The 20,314-nt window shown below is 59.6% G+C and carries 14 protein-coding genes and 1 CRISPR repeat array; of the genes, 7 read left to right on the forward strand and 7 right to left on the reverse strand.

From position 1 onward, the window contains the following. Window positions 1–4 precede the first annotated feature (4 nt). From ACWF8S_RS01060 to ACWF8S_RS01080, 5 genes are all read right to left on the reverse strand, one after another. Complete coding sequence (locus ACWF8S_RS01060; RefSeq protein WP_447554972.1) at window positions 5–910, reverse strand: metal ABC transporter permease; 906 nt, start codon at window positions 908–910, stop codon at window positions 5–7. Beyond that, window positions 894–1,631, reverse strand: coding sequence for a metal ABC transporter ATP-binding protein (locus ACWF8S_RS01065; protein ID WP_447554973.1), 738 nt, complete (start codon window positions 1,629–1,631; stop codon window positions 894–896). Before ACWF8S_RS01065 ends, ACWF8S_RS01060 begins: the two co-directional genes overlap by 17 nt. Next, window positions 1,631–1,777 (reverse strand): hypothetical protein, encoded by a 147-nt coding sequence (locus tag ACWF8S_RS01070; protein ID WP_447554974.1) that lies wholly within the window; start codon window positions 1,775–1,777, stop codon window positions 1,631–1,633. The genes ACWF8S_RS01065 and ACWF8S_RS01070 overlap by 1 nt, the downstream gene beginning before the upstream one ends. A gap of 242 nt (window positions 1,778–2,019) precedes the next feature. Continuing rightward, on the reverse strand, window positions 2,020–3,729 hold the full coding sequence (locus ACWF8S_RS01075) for an HD domain-containing phosphohydrolase (RefSeq protein WP_447554975.1): 1,710 nt from the start codon (window positions 3,727–3,729) through the stop codon (window positions 2,020–2,022). 82 nt (window positions 3,730–3,811) lie between these two features. Continuing rightward, window positions 3,812–4,465: a hypothetical protein gene (locus tag ACWF8S_RS01080; RefSeq protein WP_447554976.1), complete on the reverse strand. Its 654-nt coding sequence runs from the start codon at window positions 4,463–4,465 to the stop codon at window positions 3,812–3,814. Between the two features lie 161 nt (window positions 4,466–4,626). Here ACWF8S_RS01080 and cas1f point away from each other — a divergent pair, with 161 nt between their 5' ends. The 6 genes from cas1f to cas6f are packed head-to-tail and all read left to right on the forward strand — an operon-like array spanning window position 4,627 to window position 12,919. After that, window positions 4,627–5,613 carry a type I-F CRISPR-associated endonuclease Cas1f gene (cas1f, locus tag ACWF8S_RS01085; protein WP_447554977.1) on the forward strand — a complete coding sequence of 329 codons (987 nt, stop codon included), beginning with the start codon at window positions 4,627–4,629 and terminating at the stop codon, window positions 5,611–5,613. Then, complete coding sequence (gene cas3f, locus ACWF8S_RS01090) at window positions 5,610–8,948, forward strand: type I-F CRISPR-associated helicase Cas3f (RefSeq protein ID WP_447554978.1); 3,339 nt, start codon at window positions 5,610–5,612, stop codon at window positions 8,946–8,948. Before cas1f ends, cas3f begins: the two co-directional genes overlap by 4 nt. Window positions 8,949–8,962: 14 nt before the next feature. Continuing rightward, on the forward strand, window positions 8,963–10,321 hold the full coding sequence (gene csy1 / locus ACWF8S_RS01095; protein ID WP_447554979.1) for a type I-F CRISPR-associated protein Csy1: 1,359 nt from the start codon (window positions 8,963–8,965) through the stop codon (window positions 10,319–10,321). Further along, complete coding sequence (csy2, locus tag ACWF8S_RS01100; protein WP_447554980.1) at window positions 10,318–11,295, forward strand: type I-F CRISPR-associated protein Csy2; 978 nt, start codon at window positions 10,318–10,320, stop codon at window positions 11,293–11,295. Before csy1 ends, csy2 begins: the two co-directional genes overlap by 4 nt. Window positions 11,296–11,311: 16 nt before the next feature. After that, complete coding sequence (gene csy3, locus ACWF8S_RS01105; RefSeq protein WP_447554981.1) at window positions 11,312–12,346, forward strand: type I-F CRISPR-associated protein Csy3; 1,035 nt, start codon at window positions 11,312–11,314, stop codon at window positions 12,344–12,346. Between the two features lie 3 nt (window positions 12,347–12,349). After that, window positions 12,350–12,919, forward strand: a complete 570-nt coding sequence (cas6f, locus tag ACWF8S_RS01110; RefSeq protein ID WP_447554982.1) for a type I-F CRISPR-associated endoribonuclease Cas6/Csy4 — start codon at window positions 12,350–12,352, stop codon at window positions 12,917–12,919. Between the two features lie 129 nt (window positions 12,920–13,048). Then, window positions 13,049–17,529: direct repeats of the CRISPR family, unit length 28 nt; unit sequence GTTCGCTGCCGCCCAGGCAGCTCAGAAA. Between the two features lie 151 nt (window positions 17,530–17,680). On the opposite strand, the gene ACWF8S_RS01115 is transcribed toward cas6f, so the two are convergent. Both ACWF8S_RS01115 and ACWF8S_RS01120 read right to left on the reverse strand, forming a co-directional pair. Continuing rightward, the gene (locus ACWF8S_RS01115; protein ID WP_447554983.1) at window positions 17,681–17,989 is read right to left on the reverse strand and encodes a hypothetical protein; all 309 of its coding nucleotides are present in this window, start codon (window positions 17,987–17,989) and stop codon (window positions 17,681–17,683) included. A gap of 68 nt (window positions 17,990–18,057) precedes the next feature. After that, window positions 18,058–19,005 carry an alpha/beta hydrolase gene (locus ACWF8S_RS01120; protein ID WP_447554984.1) on the reverse strand — a complete coding sequence of 316 codons (948 nt, stop codon included), beginning with the start codon at window positions 19,003–19,005 and terminating at the stop codon, window positions 18,058–18,060. A gap of 89 nt (window positions 19,006–19,094) precedes the next feature. Between ACWF8S_RS01120 and ACWF8S_RS01125 the strand changes: the two genes are divergently transcribed. Then, entirely contained in the window at window positions 19,095–20,120 is a 1,026-nt protein-coding gene (locus ACWF8S_RS01125; RefSeq protein ID WP_447554985.1) for an acyltransferase family protein, read from the forward strand. The last annotated feature ends 194 nt before the right edge of the window (window positions 20,121–20,314 follow it).

A 20,314-nucleotide genomic window follows, 5' to 3' on the forward strand; every position in this document is an offset into this window, starting at 1 on the left:
GCTCCTAATGCGGGGTATGGGAAAGCTCGGACGCCGCCTCGAGCGGCGCCGTTTTACGACGTAGTTTGGCGGCCAGACTGTGGTAGCGACCAAACAGCGCCGAGAAGAAGTAGGCCACGCCTGCCAGCAAGATGATGCTCGGTCCCGAGGGAAGATCCAGATGATAGGAGAGCAAGAGCCCGCCGGTACTGGCGATCATGGCCAGCACCACCGCGATGCCCATCAACCCCTCGAGCCGCTTGCTCCAGAAGCGTGCGGCGGTGGCGGGCAGCATCATCAGCCCAACGGCCATCAGCGTGCCCAGGGTTTGAAAGCCCGCGGTCAGGTTGAGTACCAGAAGGCCGAGAAAGACACTGTGTACCCAGCCGTTGCGTCGGCTTTGACCGCGCAAGAAGAGCGGATCCAGGCACTCGACCACCAGCGCGCGGAAGATGAAGGCCATGATAAGGACAATCAGCGTACTGATGCCGGCAATCAGTAACAGCGCGGTGGAGTTGATCGCCAGGATCGAGCCGAACAGCACGTGGGTCAGATCCACGCTGCTGCCGCCCAGCGAGATCAGCATGACGCCTGCCGCCAGCGAAATGATGAAGAAGCTGGCCATGGCCGCGTCTTCACGCTGGCCGCCCATTTTCGACACCGCCCCCGCTAAAAGCGCCACCAGCAGGCCGAACAGCACCCCGCCAATACTCATCACCGGCAACGAAAAACCGGCCAGCAGAAAGCCCAGCGCCACGCCCGGCAAGATGGCATGGGCCATGGCGTCGCCAATCAGGCTCATGCCGCGCAGCACCAGAAACACGCCCAATGGGGGCGCGGCGATGGAAAGCGCCAGCCCCCCGACCACCGCGCGGCGCATGAAGCCGTAGTCGAAGGGGGCGATCAGCCAGGCATCAAGCAGTTCCCACATGCTGACCTCCCAGATTGAAGGCCATGGGCCGTGCGGGCATGTGGGTGGGGTGTTCCAGCGCCTCGGGGGGCATCCAGCGGCCGTGACCGCCATTGAGCATCAGCACTTCGTTGGCCAGTCGCTTCAAGTGATCCATATCGTGCAGCACGATGATGATTGTCATGCCGTTATCGGCCATCTGGCGCAGAATCGTGACCAGAATATCCACCGTTTCACGATCCACGTTGGCAAACGGCTCGTCGAGCAGCAAAAGCTCGGCTTCCTGCATCAGGGTGCGGCCGATCAGGGCGCGCTGGCGCTGTCCGCCGGAAAGCTCGCCCAGGGGGCGGTGGGCCAGATGCGAGATACCCAGCCGGCTCATGATGTCACGCCCCTTGCGATAGTGCGCCGCACAGTAACCTTTCAGGGCTCCATGGCTTGGCCATGTGCCGGTCATTACCAGTTCTTCGACACTCATGGGGAAGGTAAGATCGAGTGCCAATTGCTGAGGCAGCCACGCCCGGCGCTCGGCAGCGACCTGGCATTCCACCTTGCCGGCCATGGGCCGAAGCTCGCCCATGATGGCCTGGATCAGCGTGCTCTTGCCCGCGCCGTTGGCGCCAATAAGGGCGGTAATCGCCCCGGGCAGAAAATCGCCCTGCAGGTGTTCAAGCACCATGCGTCGGCCCTGGGCCAGGTGAAGATCGTGCAGGCGTAGACGGCTATGTTCTCGATGGCTCATCAAACCCACCCGCCGGCCCAGAACACCAGCAACCAAAGCGCCAGTAGTGGTATTGCTACCAGCATCAAGCGCTTCGTGGCGGAAAGTGACATCAGCGAAAAGTGGCAGGGCCCTTCGCGATTATGGCGATGTGTACGGTGACTCACGGAAACTCCTCTCACTTCCTGATTAGGTTATAACATAACATTTATAAATGCCAAAAAATTGCCGAGTATTCTACTCGCTTCCCTCACCATGACAATCACTCGTCGGCCAGGAACGCGGCGCTCCCCGACCGCCAGGCTACAATGGTGGGCGCGGGCGCCGCTTTCTTGAAAGACAGACTGCTGCAAGGACAGATTGTCTGAACGTGAGACTGCTTGAGAGAGATTACGGGAAAGGCCGTTCGCTAGAGGCTGTACAAATGGGGTTGGGCGGGCCCGGTAAGCCGACCAAGCTGATCAAAATCCACCCGGTTGATCTCGTCATCGTAAAACACCCCTTCCCGGTGAAGGTTGCGTACCACGCGTACCCGGTCGGGCTGACCCCGATCGTCCACGCCCAGCACCCAGGCAAGATAGCCGTGAGAAAATTCGACCAGGCTGCCCAGCGGGTAGAAGCCGTGGCGTTGTACGTAGCGGGTCACCCAGTGGCGGTCAAAGCGCTCCGGGCGGTTGTACAGGTAGCGATACGCCTGCACGACATCCAGCGGTGGGCGATCGCCCCGGGGGCGGGTCATGGCATCGATGACATCGATGACCGCCGCCATGCGAGCGACGGGGGAGAGTTCGTCACCCTTCACGCCGCGTGGGTAACCCGAGCCGTCCAGACGCTCGTTGATGTCGCCGATGATATCGCGCTCCAGCGCCTCGAACGGATAGCCCACCTTGGCCATGGCGGTCAGCTGCGTCTCCACGTGAGCCCGCAGGCGGCAGCGCTGGGCCTCGTTCATGTCGCTTTCAAGGGAGGGCAGCGTTTCATCGATCAGCATCGCCTTGCCCATATCGTGAATCAGTGCCGCCCTGACCGCCCGGTGGGTTTCGGTGGCCAGCGCCGGTTCGGCCAACATCAGATCGGCCAGTTTACCGGCCACGTTCAACGAGTGCTGCATCCAGATGGGTTCATCCTTGAGGCAGGTCAGGCTATAGAAGAATGCCTGACGCCCCTTGCCGTGCAGCTTGATCAGCTTGTTGGCACTGCGCTCCAGACGCTCGACCGGCAACGGCTGGTGGCTTTGCAACGCCATCAAGAAAAGGTGCAGGTCGCGGGTGATTTCCCGCAGCACCGATACCGCGCGAGAAGAGCGCGGACGCTTCAGGCTTTGCCGGCGCGAGCGCTTTTTGGCATCGGGCGAGGTATAGAGCTTGGTCGGCGCGGCCAGGCGTGACCCTTCCCCGGTGCGCCAGGCAATCTCGCGTTCGGTGGATGAGACGATATACGTCAGATTCTGTTGCAGGGCGCGGTCGAGACCTTCAAAGGCAAGCCCGACCGCCGCCTCATTCATGTAGGGAATGGGGGTAATATGGCGAATCGAGACGCTGGCACTGAAGCGCTCACCGCTTGGAAAGGTAAGTACCATATAAGGGACACGCGCCCCTTCGGTCAGCGGCGCGCACTCGCATAGAGATAAATGGACCAGGCAGCCGCCGCCAGAGATATCGTGAAGCCTTGCCTGGATAGGGGGCTGCTCGGCGAACAGCGCAAGTGCCGCACCTACCGGCATGTCCTTTCTCAGCTTGATGCGCGCATGGCCCCGGCGGGCGGCGGTAATCAGGCGCTTGGGCAGCCTGCCGCGTATGGTCAGCGCCTCGCCGTGGCGCTCGGCTTCAAGCACGGTGATACCGTCAAAGCTCAACACCTGGTTGGTTTCGGCCTTGAGCGTCAAGGAACGCTGGCCCAAGGTGGCAGGCGCCAGACTGCCGGCATCGGTAATCACCAGCGACAGCTCATCCGCCTCAAGGCAAAGCTTGTCCAGGTGAGCGGGATAGTCCGGCGGTTGATTGTTGAACGCTACCGTCAGCGCGTGGCGGCGATCGTCCAGCCCCGCCAGTACCTCGACGATATGGCGCTCATCCAGCACCTCCACCATATCCACATTTGTCGCTAAAGCCGCGTCCATAAGTTTCTCTTTATAATCAGGAACAAGCTCTATCGCCGCGTTGAGCGGCGCTGTTGTCTCGCGTTATCGTCACCCAGGCTACTCAGTAGCGCCAGGTCGCGCCAATTTGCTGCGGCGCGAGCATCACCGCGTACTCGCCTTCCAGGGTAATGGGGCCTAAGGAGACCCGGGCCGGCTGAAAGCGATTGATGGCGGAGGACGCCTGGTTGGGCTGTGTCCAGATCTGCAGCTCGTTGACCAGCATGCCCGAGGCAAAATTGATCGCCGCGTCGTCGCCGCGCCCATCCGCGGCAATCACCCCGGCGGCCACGGTATTGACCACCAGCGAGCCGACCCGCGCACCAAAGCCCCGGCGTGCCCGCTCTGCCTGGGCAAGTTCCAGCCCCAGCGCCTGAACACCGCTTAACTCACCGTCGGCTTTCAAGCGCTCGTAGCGCGCAAGTGCCGCCGGGTGGGGTTGGCGGTCGGTGAACATGCCGCCCAGCGCCAGGGCGGACTTCACCGCTCCCACACGGGCGTCGTATCGGTCGTCCCGGCTGCTGGATTCACTGGCCTGATACGCGTTCACCGCCAGACTCGTCGCGTAGATCCCCGTCCACCCCCACTGCCACACATTGGCCTGGCGCGCGCCGTTTTCGAACACGTCGTCGTACTGCGTCCAGTCATTGGCGGTTTGCGCGTGAACCGGAAGAGCGAACGCGCACACAAGCGCGCAGAGCCAAGGGTGTAGCCGCATGGTCAAAGCCTTTTAGTTATAAAAATACACGCTAAGCGTAGCACGTCGCTCCAAACCTGCTGGAATTAAATCAAACGTTTTAATGCCTAAGTATGAGTGAGTTTGATGGAGATCAATTGCAAAGAATGGTTAGATGGCAAAAAAGACTGAGGGGGTGTGCTGTGGACGACTTTTCACCTACCGATTTAAAAACCATTCTGCATTCCAAGCGGGCCAATCTTTATTACCTGCAGCACTGCCGGGTGCTGGTCAACGGCGGCCGGGTCGAGTACGTCACCGATGAGGGCAGTAAGTCGCGCTACTGGAATATCCCCATCGCCAATACCACCTCGCTTTTGTTGGGCACCGGCACCTCGATTACTCAAGCGGCGATGCGCGAGCTTGCCAAGGCAGGCGTGCTGGTGGGTTTTTGTGGCGGCGGTGGCACGCCGCTGTTTGCCGCCAACGAAGTGGATGTCGACGTTGCCTGGCTAACCCCGCAAAGCGAGTACCGGCCCACGGAGTACCTGCAGTACTGGGTGCGTTTTTGGTTCGATGACGTAAAACGCCTGGATGCCGCCAGGGCGTTCCAGCAGGCCCGCCTTGCGCGTATCGAAGCGCTGTGGACCAGCCGGGTAATGAAAGACGCCGGGTTCGTCATTGCAACCAACCATTTGCATGGCGCGCTGGGTCACCATCGCGAAGCGATCGCCCAGGCACCCAGCACGGTTGACCTGCTCACCCTCGAAGCGCGCCTGACCAAAACGCTTTTCAAATTAGCGGTGAACGCCACCGACTATGGCGACTTCACCCGTGCCAAACGCGGTACCGGCGTTGACCCCGCCAACCGCTTTCTCGACCATGGCAACTACCTGGCGTATGGGCTGGCCGCCACCGCTACCTGGGTGTTGGGCATCCCGCATGGGCTTGCCGTGTTGCACGGCAAAACCCGCCGGGGCGGGCTGGTGTTCGATGTGGCGGATCTTGTCAAAGACGCCGTGATTCTGCCCCAGGCGTTTATCTCTGCCATGCGTGGCGATGAAGAGCAGGAATTTCGCCAAGCCTGCATCGAGCGCCTGACCCGGACCGAATCCCTCGATTTCATGATCGATACGCTCAAGGACGTGGCCCAGGCGCTGGGGCATCAAGAGAAGAGCGGCGAGCCATGAACGTGCTGCTGATCTCCCAGTGCAACAAGAACGCGCTCAAGGAGACCCGGCGTATTCTCGATCAGTTCGCCGAGCGCCGAGGGGACCGCACCTGGCAAACACCGATCACCCAGGCCGGGCTTGATACGTTGCGTAAGCTTTTACGCAAATCCGCCCGTAAGAACACCGCCGTGGCCTGCCACTGGATTCGTGGGCATGATCATAGCGAGCTTGTGTGGGTGGTGGGGGATGCAGCGAAATTTAACACGCAGGGGGCCACGCCGACCAACACCACCCGGCGCAATATTCTTCGTGCCCAGGACGAAAACGACTGGCACAGCGGACGGCTGATTCATCTGCTCGCTTCGCTGGCGGCGCTTTTCCATGATTTAGGTAAGGCCAGCCAGGCATTTCAATGGCGCCTTCTGGGCAAGCTCGAAGGGCGCAATCGTTACCGCCACGAATGGGTGTCGCTGCGCTTGTTGGAAGCGTTTGTGGGCGACGACGATGACGCCGGTTGGCTGCGCCGCCTTGAAAACTCAGCGGCAGCCGATGACGCCTGCTGGCTTGGAAGCTGGGTGGAGACATTACATCGTGATGGTCTGGATGACGCCAGCAAGCCTCCACCCTTCAATCACTTGCCCCCGTTGGCCGCTGCCGTTGGCTGGCTGATCGTCAGTCATCACCGCCTGCCCGCACTACCCGCCTACGAAGACGATGGCATTACCCAAAAGTGGTCCGGCGCTAAAGCGCCGCTCAACACGGATAACCTGCCCACGCTACCCCGCGATATTACGCCCGCGTGGAATGAGCGGGTCGAGGCGGCCCCGGAAAAAGACGTGGCGCCTTACTGGTACTTTCCCCACGGCTTACCGGTCACCGAGAAATCCTGGCGCGACCGCGCGCAGCGCCTGGCCCGTCAGTTGGGAGAATGCAAATGGGAGGTGCCGCCACTGGAGGCGCCCTATGTGATGCATCTGGCTCGCATGGCGCTGATGTTGGCTGACCACCACTACTCAAGCTTGACCGGCCAGGGGCGCTTATCTGGCTCGTGGTCACAAACGCTATACGCCAACACGGCCACGGTGAATGGCAAGCGCCAGCCCAGTCAGCCGCTGACCGAGCACTTGCTCGGCGTCACGCGGGCGGTTGGCGAAATCACCCATCGCCTGCCCGATATGGTGAACGCGATGAGCGGCATCACCGGCCACAAGGGCTTCAAAGCGCGCAGCAAGAATCCGCGTTTTCGTTGGCAGGACAAAGCCTATGACCTGGCCGTCGGTCTGCGCGAGAAAAGCGCCACCCAGGGTTTTTTCGGGATCAATATGGCCTCGACCGGGTGCGGCAAGACGATTGCCAACGGGCGAATTATCTACGGCTTGAGTAAGCCCGAAACCGGGGCGCGCTTTTCGATTGCCTTGGGCCTGCGCACTCTGACGCTGCAAACCGGCCAGGCCTACCGTGAGCGACTCGGCCTTGGCAGCGATGACCTGGCCGTGCGCGTGGGCGGCGCCGCTAGCCGGGCGCTTTTCGAGCACCAGCAAGCCCAGGGCGGTTCGGATTCGCGGGCCGAGCTGCTCGATGAACAAAGCCATGTGCATTTCGAGGGCAATGTGGACGCGCACCCGGCGCTGAGCAAGGCCGTTACCGACCCGCGCACGCGAGCGCTTATCTGCGCGCCAATTCTTGTCACCACCATCGACCACCTGATGCCCGCCACCGAAAGCCTTCGCGGCGGCCACCAGATCGCCCCCATGCTGCGTCTGATGAGTAGCGACCTGGTACTCGACGAACCGGATGACTTCGATATCAAGGATCTGCCCGCGCTCACCCGGCTGGTCTACTGGGCGGGCATGCTGGGCTCTCGGGTGCTGCTCTCGTCAGCGACGCTGCCGCCCGCCCTGGTGCGTGGCCTGTTCGATGCCTACCGGGAAGGCCGCGCTGAATATCAGCGCCACCGGGGCGAGCCGGGTGCTCCCGTCGAGCCGGTATGTGCCTGGTTCGATGAGCATGGCTGCACCCAGGCGAGCTGCGCTGATGGCATACGTTTCGATGCCGCGCATAGCGCCTTTGCCCATAAGCGGGCGGCAAAACTGGTCAAGCAAGACCCGTTACGCCGAGGCTATCTGGTTCCCTTTTCGGCCCCGTCATCGCTCGATGCAATGGCCGATACGCTGGCGCAAACGGTACTAACCCAGGCACTGGCGCTGCACGCGGCGCATCACACCCAGGACCCGCAAAGCGGCAAACGCGCCAGTTTCGGGCTGGTACGCATGGCCAATATCGCGCCCCTGGTGGCGGTGGCTCAGGCGCTCTATCGTGCGGACGTTCCCGCTGGTACGCATATTCACCTCTGTGTTTACCACTCGCAGTTTCCGCTGCTACTGCGCTCGCGGCTGGAAGCCCGGCTCGACCGCGCGCTGGATCGCCGCGATGAATGGGGCGTATTCGATCTGCCGGATATTCAAGCGCGATTGAAGGGGGAGGCGAGTGAGCATCTCTTTATCGTGCTGGGTTCGCCGGTTACCGAGGTGGGCCGCGACCACGACTACGACTGGGCTATTGTCGAGCCCTCTTCCATGCGCTCGATCATTCAGCTTGCCGGGCGCATTCGCCGCCACCGGCCTCAGCCTGTCAACACGCCCAACATCGCCCTGCTCGATACCAACGTGAAGCACCTGCAAGGGGAGCGGGTCGCGTTTAGCCATCCCGGCTTTGAAGACAACAACTGGCTTTTGACGCAGCACCGCCTCGGCGCATTGCTGCGCGAGCCGGAAATCGACGTGATCGACTCGCGCCCGCGCCTGACGCCGAGTGAAGCGCTGGAGCCTGCTGGGAAGCTGGTCGACCTGGAGCATGCCCGGCTGGCCTCGCTGATGGTGGAAGGCGCAGCGCTACCTGTTTCAACGGGCCGCCGTAAACGGCGGGGCGGGTCACCCAGAGTTGAGTTGGGCGCCTACCTATTCTACCGGCCCGCCTCGATGGCCCTCAGCGCCACGGCACTGCAGCATGCCCCGTTTCGCGAAGATAACGCCCAGGAAAGCGAGTTCGTACTCTTGCCGGATAAAGCGGAGGAGGGCTATCTGTTTTACCGCATTGAGCAGAACGGCCGTGAAGAGACGCTGACGCCTGTAGAGCGCGAACTGGACCGGCTACCGGATGCGCTATTGGAAAACCCGCACGTCACACCTTGGAACGAGCCGGACTATATGACCGCGCTTGCTGAGCAAGCTGACGCCATGGATATGAGTCTCGAGCGCTGTGCCAACCGCTTTGGCCGCATTCGCTTGAAGACCGACTACGCCCCGTACGGATGGCATTTTCATCCGGCGCTGGGATTTGTTAGTAGAAAATAAATAAGGAGAAGTTTGTGGAAGAGAGAGAAGAAAACGGTGCCTCATTGAGGGGGAAACTAGAAATCTTTCTTGCCGCAAGACTGGAAAAGCGGCTGGAAGCACAGAAAGATGAAGGCAAGCGTGCTGCTCTGATAGAGCGCTTTATGTTTGATAACTGGTTCGGGTATGCCGCAAACAAAATAGAGAAACTGCAAGCCGCTACGCATGTCGCTAAATTCTCACATCCCTCGATAAAAAAAGCTTCCGATATATATTTCAATATCTCGGAAATCGAGAGAGAAGGTCTGATTGGTACTCATTCCATCGCTTGGGAATCCTTCCAGCATGACTTGTCTGCGGGAAATGCCGCTGATCTGGATGGAGATATTAAAGAGTTTTTGCGAATCAATCATGGTGGCAGAACCATATTCGATATGATTCTTGCACAAGATGAAGAGCTAAAAGCAGCGGTGAGCTCTGATCCCGGCCAAGCCGAACACATAATGCAAGCGCTGCTTTCTTTAAAGGATACCCGCAACGAAAAACGCTCTCACGCGCTGAGCAAACAGGTTTTCTGGCTGGTGCATGAAGACCCTTCATTGGATAAAAACTACTATCTTCTTTCGCCAATGCTTGCCACATCGTTGGCACATGCTGTTTTTAAAACCATCAGTGAAAGTCGGTTTGGCGCGTCTTCAAAGGAAGGCCGAAATGCCCGACGTGCGGGTAAAGCCTTTGATGGCGAGTATCATGATTATCCTGGTTTGGCGGTGCAGAAGATGGGGGGATCTAACCAGCAAAACGTCAGCCAACTCAACAGCGAGCGCGGCGGACAGAACTACCTGCTGGCCTCGCTGCCACCCCACTGGCAGTCGCGTGAGATTACCCCGCCCATGCGCGAGGCGTTTCGTACCTTCAAACGTCGCCCCGAGGTGTGGAAAACGCTGCATGAGCTAAAACGCTTTCTGGAAACCGACCCCGCGAAAAACATGCACACGCGAGATGTGCGCGATGACTTTACCGCACTGCTGGTCGACGAGCTGATGTTGTTCACCTTCGATATGCACTCGCTGGCACCCGGCTGGACCGCCGATGAAAAGTGCCAGTTGATCAGTGATGAGCAGTTCTGGCTCGACCCTGGACGCGCGACTTTGGATGCCGACTTTGCTCATGCTCGGCGCCAAAGCAACTGGCACGAAGTTGTCAGTGACCGTGCGGCAGGATGGCTCAACCATGAGCTCAGTTATAAGAGTAAGTTACGAATGGGCGATCCCGAGCACGCTTACTGGCAAAAGCAGATGAGCAAAGTCATCGAGAACTTCCGCCGCCAGTTGGACGACCTGCAGGATGCTCTGCGCGACGATGAAGAGAGCATCGAAGGAGCGCCCGCATGATCGATCACCTTCTAGTGCTCCCCCGCCTACGTATCCAGAATGCCAACGCGATTTCCAGCCCAATGACCTGGGGCTTTCCCGCCATGAGTGCTTTTTTAGGCGTTCAGCAGGTGCTGGAGCGCAACCTGCCCGACGATATCAAACTGGTCTTCAACGGGATTGGCGTGGTGTGCCACCACATCGAACCGCAAGTCACCGAAGGCGGCTTTATCAAGGCGTTTCACCTGACGCGCAACCCGGTCGACAAAAGCGGTAACACTGCCGCCATTGTCGAAGAGGGGCGCGCGCATCTGGACGTCACGTTACTGATCGATGTGGAATCCAGCGGAGACGACCTTGGCAGTGCCGAGCGCCGCCGTGATATTGCTCAGCGGCTATTGGAGCAGGTGCAGGGCATGCGGATTGCGGGCGGCAGCGTGATGCCACCGTTGGGCAGCCAGCGCCGCCATCGCCCTGAGCTTATAAGCTTTAGCGCAGACGAGCGGGCCAAGCAGTGGCAGCGCCTTAAACGTCGACTGCTACCCGGTTTCGCGCTGGTGCTGCGCGACGACCTGCTGACCGAGCACACCGCCACGCTAAAGGCGAAGGATGAAAATGCCTCGCCGCTGGATGCCTGGCTCGACCTCTCCCGGCTCAACCACACCTGTCAGGTCGAGCAGGTAACGGACGATAAAGACGGTAAGGAAAAAGAAGTGGCGCGGTGGAGTGTGCGTCGCCCTTACCCCGGCTGGCTGGTGCCCATTCCGGTTGGCTACGGCGCCATTTCGCCGCTACATGAGCCCGGTGAGGTCGCCAATGCCCGCGACCCGGAAGTGCCGTTTCAATTCGTGGAAAGTCTCTATTCCATCGGTGAGTGGGTCAGCCCCCACCGCATTCAAGCGCCCGACGATCTGCTGTGGTTCGTGGAGAACGATCTGGATCGCGGTATTTATCGCCTGCAAAACGACTACGCCAACACGCTGCTACAAGACTAATTAAAGGGGAAACATCATGGCCAAGAACGACACACTCAAAACCGCTTCCGTCCTCGCTTTCGAGCGTAAACTCGACCCATCCGATGCGCTGTTTCGTGCCGGGAATTGGGAAAATCGTGATCAAGCCGCACAGTGGGACTTCGTGCCGGTGCGCGAAAAATCCGTGCGCGGCACTATCTCTAATCGGCGAAAAGCAAAAGACCAGGATCCGGCCAAACTGGATGCTGATATGAAAAGCCCTAACCTGCAAACGGTCGATGTGGCAGCGCTACCTCACGATGCCGACACCCTGGCGGTTCGCTTCACGCTACGGGTATTGGCAGGCGCAGGCACGCCCTCCGCCTGCAACAACGCCGAGTATCAGAAAAAGCTCAAGCAAACGGTGTCTGGCTACGTTGACGTGCACGGCTTCGACGAGCTGGCCCACCGCTACGCCTGTAACCTGGCGAATGGGCGCTTTTTGTGGCGCAACCGTATGGGGGCCGAGCAGGTCGAGGTCGTCGTCAGCCAGATGAAGCAGGGCCAGCCGGAAAAAAGCTGGACCTTTGACGGACTTGAGCAGTCGACCCGCGACTTTACCGGCGATGCTCAAACCCAAGAGCTGGGTAGCGTGATTGCTCAGGCGCTGGCCGGTGAACAGTATCTGCTGCTCGATGTGGTTGCCTTTGCACGGCTGGGCGCCGGCCAAGAAGTGTTCCCCTCGCAGGAGTTGATTCTCGACCGCTCGCGGGGCGACAAGAGCAAGACGCTCTACAGCATTGGCGATGACCAGAAAGCCGCTATCCACTCCCAGAAACTGGGTAACGCGCTGCGCACCATCGACACCTGGTACCCGGCACCGGAAGACGGCAGCGATCTTGGGCCCATCGCCGTCGAGCCCTACGGCTCGGTCACCACGCAAGGGAGTGCTTATCGTCAGCCGAAGCAGAAGGTGGATTTTTACAACCTGCTGGATAACTGGCTGCTGAAGGACCAGGTGCCGTCTACCGAAAACCAGCACTTTGTCATGGCGACTCTCATCCGTGGCGGCGTATTTGGCGAAGCGGGGTAGGCCATGGATCACTATATCGATATCCGCCTAAGGCCCGACCCGGATTTCCCCGAACCCATGTTGATGGGCGCGCTTTATAACAAACTGCATCGAGCGCTTTTCGATCTGGAAGAAAACGGGATCGGCGTCAGCTTTCCGCTGTGTAAACCTGGCGTACGCGCCCGCACGCTAGGCGGGCACCTGCGCCTGCATGGCACCTGGATGAGCCTTGAGCAGTTGATGGCCGCCAGTTGGCTCACTGGCATGCGCGATCACGTAAGCGCGAGCGACGTTCAGACGGTGCCTGCGGATGCGAAGCATATCAACGTAGCGCGCAGGCAGTTCAATACCGGCAGCCCCAGCCGCGCCAAGCGCTATGCTAAACGGCACGACGTATCTGAAAGCGAGGCGCGCCAGATCTACGCCAAGGTGGCGGAAAAGCGCATTGAGTTGCCGTTCGTGCAAATCAATAGCCGCTCGACGCAGCAGCGCTTCGCCCTGTTCATCGAGCACGGAAAGCCGCAGGCAGCGCCAGTCGCCGGGACGTTCAACCATTACGGTTTAAGCCCTACTGCCACCGTACCCTGGTTTTGACCCTTTTTTTGAACATGAAAAAGGATAACCATTAATCAACCACTTAGCGGTATCACCTTAAAAAGGGGTGATACCGCTTTTTTGGCTAAAGCTCTTTAACAATCAGATGATTATTTTTGATAAGCTCTAGTTCGCTGCCGCCCAGGCAGCTCAGAAAACTGGCGGGCATGTTCATACTGGACAGCGTGAGTTCGCTGCCGCCCAGGCAGCTCAGAAATGAAGATCGAGCTTTCGCCCCACTTCATCCAGGTTCGCTGCCGCCCAGGCAGCTCAGAAAGCTCCGCGATCGGCGCCGACAGCACCTGCTCTGTTCGCTGCCGCCCAGGCAGCTCAGAAACATCAGAACGTGTGTTGTTCAAGGTATTCAGGGTTCGCTGCCGCCCAGGCAGCTCAGAAACACATATCCGCCGGCGGCTGGCCGTCGTTGCAGTTCGCTGCCGCCCAGGCAGCTCAGAAACATGGCCGCAAGCGGGTCATTCATGATGGGCGGTTCGCTGCCGCCCAGGCAGCTCAGAAATCGACGTGCGGCGTATGCTGCCCCAGCACGTTGTTCGCTGCCGCCCAGGCAGCTCAGAAATCGCCGGTCGTCTATTCCAGAACGAATCCAACGTTCGCTGCCGCCCAGGCAGCTCAGAAAGCCTGGACCGCGTGACCATTCCCTTCATCGGTGTTCGCTGCCGCCCAGGCAGCTCAGAAACAATTTCCTCGCGTGCAAAAACCAGTTGATGAGTTCGCTGCCGCCCAGGCAGCTCAGAAAGCTATTGTGTGCTACCGCCAAAAAATGTCCGTGTTCGCTGCCGCCCAGGCAGCTCAGAAAATTGCCCGTGCTGGGTAATGAGGGTGTACCTCGTTCGCTGCCGCCCAGGCAGCTCAGAAACTCTAGTCCTGATTCTGACTATCGTTATAGATGTTCGCTGCCGCCCAGGCAGCTCAGAAACTGAAGTACAGGAAGCGCTCGACAAGGTCCTCCGTTCGCTGCCGCCCAGGCAGCTCAGAAAAGTCAGGCATCGAGTCAACCGAGACAGCTGACGTTCGCTGCCGCCCAGGCAGCTCAGAAATGAAAAATCTCAAACGCTCGATAATCAGACCAGTTCGCTGCCGCCCAGGCAGCTCAGAAAATTCTCAGCCCGCGTATCTGCATACCGTCCATGTTCGCTGCCGCCCAGGCAGCTCAGAAAAGTACGTCGATAACGATGGCAATGCTCAGTCAGTTCGCTGCCGCCCAGGCAGCTCAGAAATGATCAGCAGAGAGAAATTCAATAAACATGGCGTTCGCTGCCGCCCAGGCAGCTCAGAAAAACAACTAGCACCGTCAGGGGATTCAGAATCAGTTCGCTGCCGCCCAGGCAGCTCAGAAAGATAATTGCCGATGCAAGTTTTGCCGCGTCTGGTTCGCTGCCGCCCAGGCAGCTCAGAAAAAATCGGGTATGTCTTTTAAACCACGAATATTGTTCGCTGCCGCCCAGGCAGCTCAGAAAAGTAGATGCGGGTCATCTTCATATAAAACCTAGTTCGCTGCCGCCCAGGCAGCTCAGAAATGGCAGGATCGTGTAACCGTGGGAGCTCAAAAGTTCGCTGCCGCCCAGGCAGCTCAGAAAAACGCAACGCGCGCCTGCTTATCCATGATCGAGTTCGCTGCCGCCCAGGCAGCTCAGAAAAACATGCAGGCCGACGATATCATCGCGGTATTGTTCGCTGCCGCCCAGGCAGCTCAGAAAAGAAGAAGGCACGGCGAGAGAGTGAGCCTCAAGTTCGCTGCCGCCCAGGCAGCTCAGAAAACCAGCGGGCGCCGCTGCGAGATAGGTGAGTGGTTCGCTGCCGCCCAGGCAGCTCAGAAACTGATTTAGTCGAAACGTAGCACCATTAAAAGAGTTCGCTGCCGCCCAGGCAGCTCAGAAACCAAGAGTGCACCAACCTATGAAACTGAGACCGTTCGCTGCCGCCCAGGCAGCTCAGAAAGCAGAGCCCGAGGAGCGAGAGGAGGCGAGGATGTTCGCTGCCGCCCAGGCAGCTCAGAAAAGGTTGAACGTGGTTTGTCGCCGGGGGTGGCCGTTCGCTGCCGCCCAGGCAGCTCAGAAAATGCGGCCGCACTGTTCAGCAAACGCCGCAAAGTTCGCTGCCGCCCAGGCAGCTCAGAAAGTTCAGCCCGGTGGCCACGTTGGGCCAGCAGCGTTCGCTGCCGCCCAGGCAGCTCAGAAAGCTGCGCGCTACAGCTAAAAACTGCCCGTCCGGTTCGCTGCCGCCCAGGCAGCTCAGAAAATATCCGGTAGGTGATTCATACGGATTTGCTCGTTCGCTGCCGCCCAGGCAGCTCAGAAAATTTTGATAGCGGGAAAACCAATCCTGAAAGTGTTCGCTGCCGCCCAGGCAGCTCAGAAAACGCATAGGCGCTGGTCAAAAACCTCGATACCGTTCGCTGCCGCCCAGGCAGCTCAGAAATGAACCTGCCCGTCCTGATCCAGGCCGACGAGGTTCGCTGCCGCCCAGGCAGCTCAGAAAAAGTACAGACCTGATAGCCGATTTATTGCGATGTTCGCTGCCGCCCAGGCAGCTCAGAAAGATATTCGGTTTGGCGGTAACACGGTGAGTCTGTTCGCTGCCGCCCAGGCAGCTCAGAAAACTCGACCAGACCGCCCTGGCAGCGCAGCATAGTTCGCTGCCGCCCAGGCAGCTCAGAAAAGAACGTCAGCATTTTAGTGGCCAAATCCGGGGTTCGCTGCCGCCCAGGCAGCTCAGAAAGGTCAGCCTGTGCAGTTTAATAATAACGATATGTTCGCTGCCGCCCAGGCAGCTCAGAAAGGGATAACAATCACCGAAACAGCCGCCAGGCAGTTCGCTGCCGCCCAGGCAGCTCAGAAAAGAACAACGAGCTGGGTGCTATCGTCTTTTTCGTTCGCTGCCGCCCAGGCAGCTCAGAAAACCGGAGGTGACAGAACAAGCACCGCCAGCCAGTTCGCTGCCGCCCAGGCAGCTCAGAAAGTCTACAGGTTGATAAATAGAATTACTTTCAGGTTCGCTGCCGCCCAGGCAGCTCAGAAAGACGCTCAGCAACGATTAGACGACACGCTGGAGTTCGCTGCCGCCCAGGCAGCTCAGAAAATCTTCAGACGCTCCCTGGATGGTGATTCATCGTTCGCTGCCGCCCAGGCAGCTCAGAAATTTCAGCGCCGCTTGCAACGACAACACCGACCGTTCGCTGCCGCCCAGGCAGCTCAGAAAATCACAGACATGACCATAGAGGTTGAGGAATTGTTCGCTGCCGCCCAGGCAGCTCAGAAAAAACATCTCATCCGAGCGGCGCGTTCCCTTGCGTTCCCTTGCGTTCGCTGCCGCCCAGGCAGCTCAGAAATGGAACCTGGGTGGCGATACGCTCGCCATGGTGTTCGCTGCCGCCCAGGCAGCTCAGAAAGTAGACTTGAACTTCTAATTGCTGACTAACAAGTTCGCTGCCGCCCAGGCAGCTCAGAAAGCTGGAAGGCGATGCTACTGGGCCTATTAATAGTTCGCTGCCGCCCAGGCAGCTCAGAAAAATATCTGTAATCGTGAATGTGCGCTCATAGAGTTCGCTGCCGCCCAGGCAGCTCAGAAAAACGCTAGCAATAGTTTTATCGGGGCGCGTAAGTTCGCTGCCGCCCAGGCAGCTCAGAAAAGTGGTCACGCGCCGACCTCCACCCTGGCATAGTTCGCTGCCGCCCAGGCAGCTCAGAAATAACGCGAATGCCGATATGAACGGTCTTGGCGGTTCGCTGCCGCCCAGGCAGCTCAGAAAGACATGGCTAACATGGTTATGCGCTTGCCGTCGTTCGCTGCCGCCCAGGCAGCTCAGAAAGAATAGCGCTTCCAGCGCTGCGTTTTCACGCTGTTCGCTGCCGCCCAGGCAGCTCAGAAAGTGGCGCCCATGCTGCGTTCGCCTTGGGGTTTGTTCGCTGCCGCCCAGGCAGCTCAGAAAGCATGGGCAACCGTGAGAAAGGCGATGGCTGGGTTCGCTGCCGCCCAGGCAGCTCAGAAAAATCCAATGGCGTAGTCTTTTTCGTTCCAGCCGTTCGCTGCCGCCCAGGCAGCTCAGAAAACTGGCGTCCATCGTGTGCAGACGCTGTTGAAGTTCGCTGCCGCCCAGGCAGCTCAGAAACACCATTCGCCAACCGCCTGAATGCTGCCCGCGTTCGCTGCCGCCCAGGCAGCTCAGAAATTGTAGCGAAAACGTACTCGCCCAATCACCACGTTCGCTGCCGCCCAGGCAGCTCAGAAAGACCAAGCGAAAGCGTGGGCGCGCGGGCGTGCGTTCGCTACCGCCCAGGCAGCTCAGAAAACTCACCTGGTGGCGCTAGCGATCGCGCAAAAGTTCGCTGCCGCCCAGGCAGCTCAGAAAGTGCGCACCTTAAGGCGATGAAGCTGGCAGCAGTTCGCTGCCGCCCAGGCAGCTCAGAAAAGCTCGAAACGGTTTTCGGGTATAAAGTTAAATGTTCGCTGCCGCCCAGGCAGCTCAGAAAAACCGGGAAGCGGTTCAACAATACGATGCAGTGTTCGCTGCCGCCCAGGCAGCTTAGAAAACAGCGACGCGGCACGCGCGATGCTCGACCGGGTTCGCTGCCGCCCAGGCAGCTCAGAACTTAACCTTCAGTCATCGACACATGGTTTGAAAGGCTGATGCTGTTCAGGTTGCATCATATGGGTGCTCGCTTGACTCGGAAGAAACAAAGCCAGCCCATGACTTGGTGGCGGTTGGCTCAAGTGATTGGGCTGGCGGCCAGCATTTGTGGGCTAGCGGGCCTCATCCTCATCCCAATGCTCCATCGCACGCTTGTCATCAGAAAGGCGGACGATGTCGTCGATGTTGAGCTTGGCGTGGCTTTTGTAGCGGTGACCGTGGTCGTCGAGAATGGCGGCGACGGTGGCGATGCTCACACCTTCGTCTTCCCGGTAGGTCTGCACCTTCACGCGCACGATGCGGTTTTGGTAGCGGGCGGAAAGAATGGCGCCGGGGTAGGGGGCGGTGTGGTTCGGGTCATTCTTGAAGTGTTCGGATACGCTGGCTTTACCGGGATCGTCCCATTCGATGTGTTGATGCATCTTCAATATCCTTTTGTCGAGTGAGTGACGAGCTTAGTGTAGTTTGTAGTCGCGGGGCTCGGCCACTTTCACTTTGGCGGCTCAGAATGAAGGCCGGGGTCGGCGTCAACATATTGAAACAGGAAGGTAAGTGCCGCCGGCAGGCTGGCGCGCCAGACGCGCCAGGTATGCCCGCCGGGGTAAAGATCCAGGCGCACCTGGCCGGGCTGAATGCGCTCCATCGCCTGGCGCAGTTGGCGGGCGTGGTATTCGGCATCAAACTCGTCGCGGCGGCCTGCGCTGATATAAAGCGGAACCGGGGGCGTGTCGCTTTCAGCGTTATCGCCGCGTGGCGCCACGGCCAGACGGTAGTTCTCCAGATGCGCGGGATAGTTGACCCGCTCCCACAGCTGCCGATCAAATTCACCTTGGGCATCGACAAAGGCTGGGTGGCGGTGGGCGGACGATTTGGCCGGTGGCTCGGGCACGTAGCTTGCCGGGCTCAGCGCGGCCACGGCGGCGAACAGGTCCGGGCGTTCGAGCGCGAAGTTCAGCGCGCCGAACCCGCCGGCGGAAAGCCCGGCCACGCCGCGTTGAGCGCGGGTGGTGCCGACGGGATAGGTGGCTTCGATATGGGGTATCAGATCGTCGAAAAAGGCGCGGCGAGCGGGCTCGTTATAGCCATCCACCCACCAGCTGCGGCTGCCCGGTATCACGAACACCGCTGGCGGAATATGGCCGGCCTGGATCAGGCGGTCGGCGGTCTGGGCCAGGTTGCCGCGCCGGGGCCAGTCGTGCTCGTTCCCTCCTGAGCCGTGCAGCATGTACACCACGGGGTAGGGCTTGGCGGCATCCATTCGGTAGCCGTCCGGTACGTACAGGGTGTAGGGGTAGTCGTCGCCCAGCACCGGTGAAGGAAACTGGTGATGGGTGACTTGACCCGCCAGCGCCTGGGCGCTGAGCAGGAGCGCGCCAATAAAGACAAGAAGTGCGCGGGCTGCACGCGTTACGTAAGCCGTGAAGGGGGAAAAGAGCACACTGCCTCCGAATGTTCAGGGCAAAAGGAAAGTGACCAGCGGTCATGATGGTACTATCAGCGTAGCAGCCCTCAAGGCAGGAGGCTTTGATGCAGAAGGTGGAGGAGATTTACTGGCTGCGGGCCTACGGCTGCGTGGCAGTCTTCTTGTTTCATTGGCTGGATCATCTCAATCAGCGCGTGGATACCCTGGCCACCGATCTGATGCGCATTCCGCTAGTGCTGGGCACGCCGGTCTTTCTGTTCATTTCCGTGTTCGTGTTCGCGCTGCGGTATGGCCGGCAGGTACCGCCGGGCTTCTTATGGCAGCGGGTGAAGTACGTGATGCTGCCTTACGCAATGTATGGCTTGATCTACTCCACCGCCGAGTGGGGGCGCATGATGAGCATCGGGGAGCCGGTGGGATACTGGGCCAACGCGCGGGAGTATTTCATTTACGCCGGCTGGCACGGCTATTTTCTGATCATTGCGATGCAGTTCTACATCGCGTACTGGTGCTTTGCCCGCTGGCAGCTCGGGCGCTTCAACCCGGCGCCCTGGTTCTGGGTGAGCTGTGGGGTCAGCATGGCGTACTGGGGCACGGCCTACTGGCTCCAGGTGGCCCCGCCCGGTTATCTACTGTGGATCGCACCGCTTGGCTGGGTGTATCTGTTCTTTCTTGCCCTGGTGCTGGTGCGCTACTACCCGATGACGCCGGGAGCAGAGGCGGCCCGCCCGCCTGTCTGGATGCAAGTGCTCTCGTCGCCCATCTGGCTGGCGGGTCTGGTAGCGCTGATCGTCATGGCTGCCTTGGTGAACGGGCTGACGTTCACCTCCAAGGAGGTGTGGGTCATTCCGTTTTTCGTACTGGTGACGCTCTGCGCCATGCGTTATCTGAAAGGCCGCCGGGCCCCTTCGTGGGTGCGCACGATCAATCGATACTCCTTTGGTATCTATCTGGCCCACCCCATGTTCTTTGCCATCGTGGATGCGGTGATCGGTGTTGAGACGTTGCCGTTGGTGGTTTATGCAACACTGCTGATCGCTGTCGGTGCGTCGGGTTCAGTCTTGCTGAACAAGGCCGCCAACCGCACCGCCTGGGGCGCCATGCTGTTTGGCAAGCGCTTGAAAGTTTAATGGACCCGCGAGATACCTTGCACGGCGACGAGGTGTTTTGTTCCATTTTGGTGCAATAATGAATTGTTTGCTCTTCTTTGGTGCGCTGAGTTGTCCGGTCAAGCACCCATCCAGCGCGTTCACATCCAGATGCGGCAGTTGTGCGGGCATGATGGTTTGAAAATTAATAATAAAAAACAACGGCTTTTTGATTG

The organism is Vreelandella xerophytica (assembly GCF_968048975.1).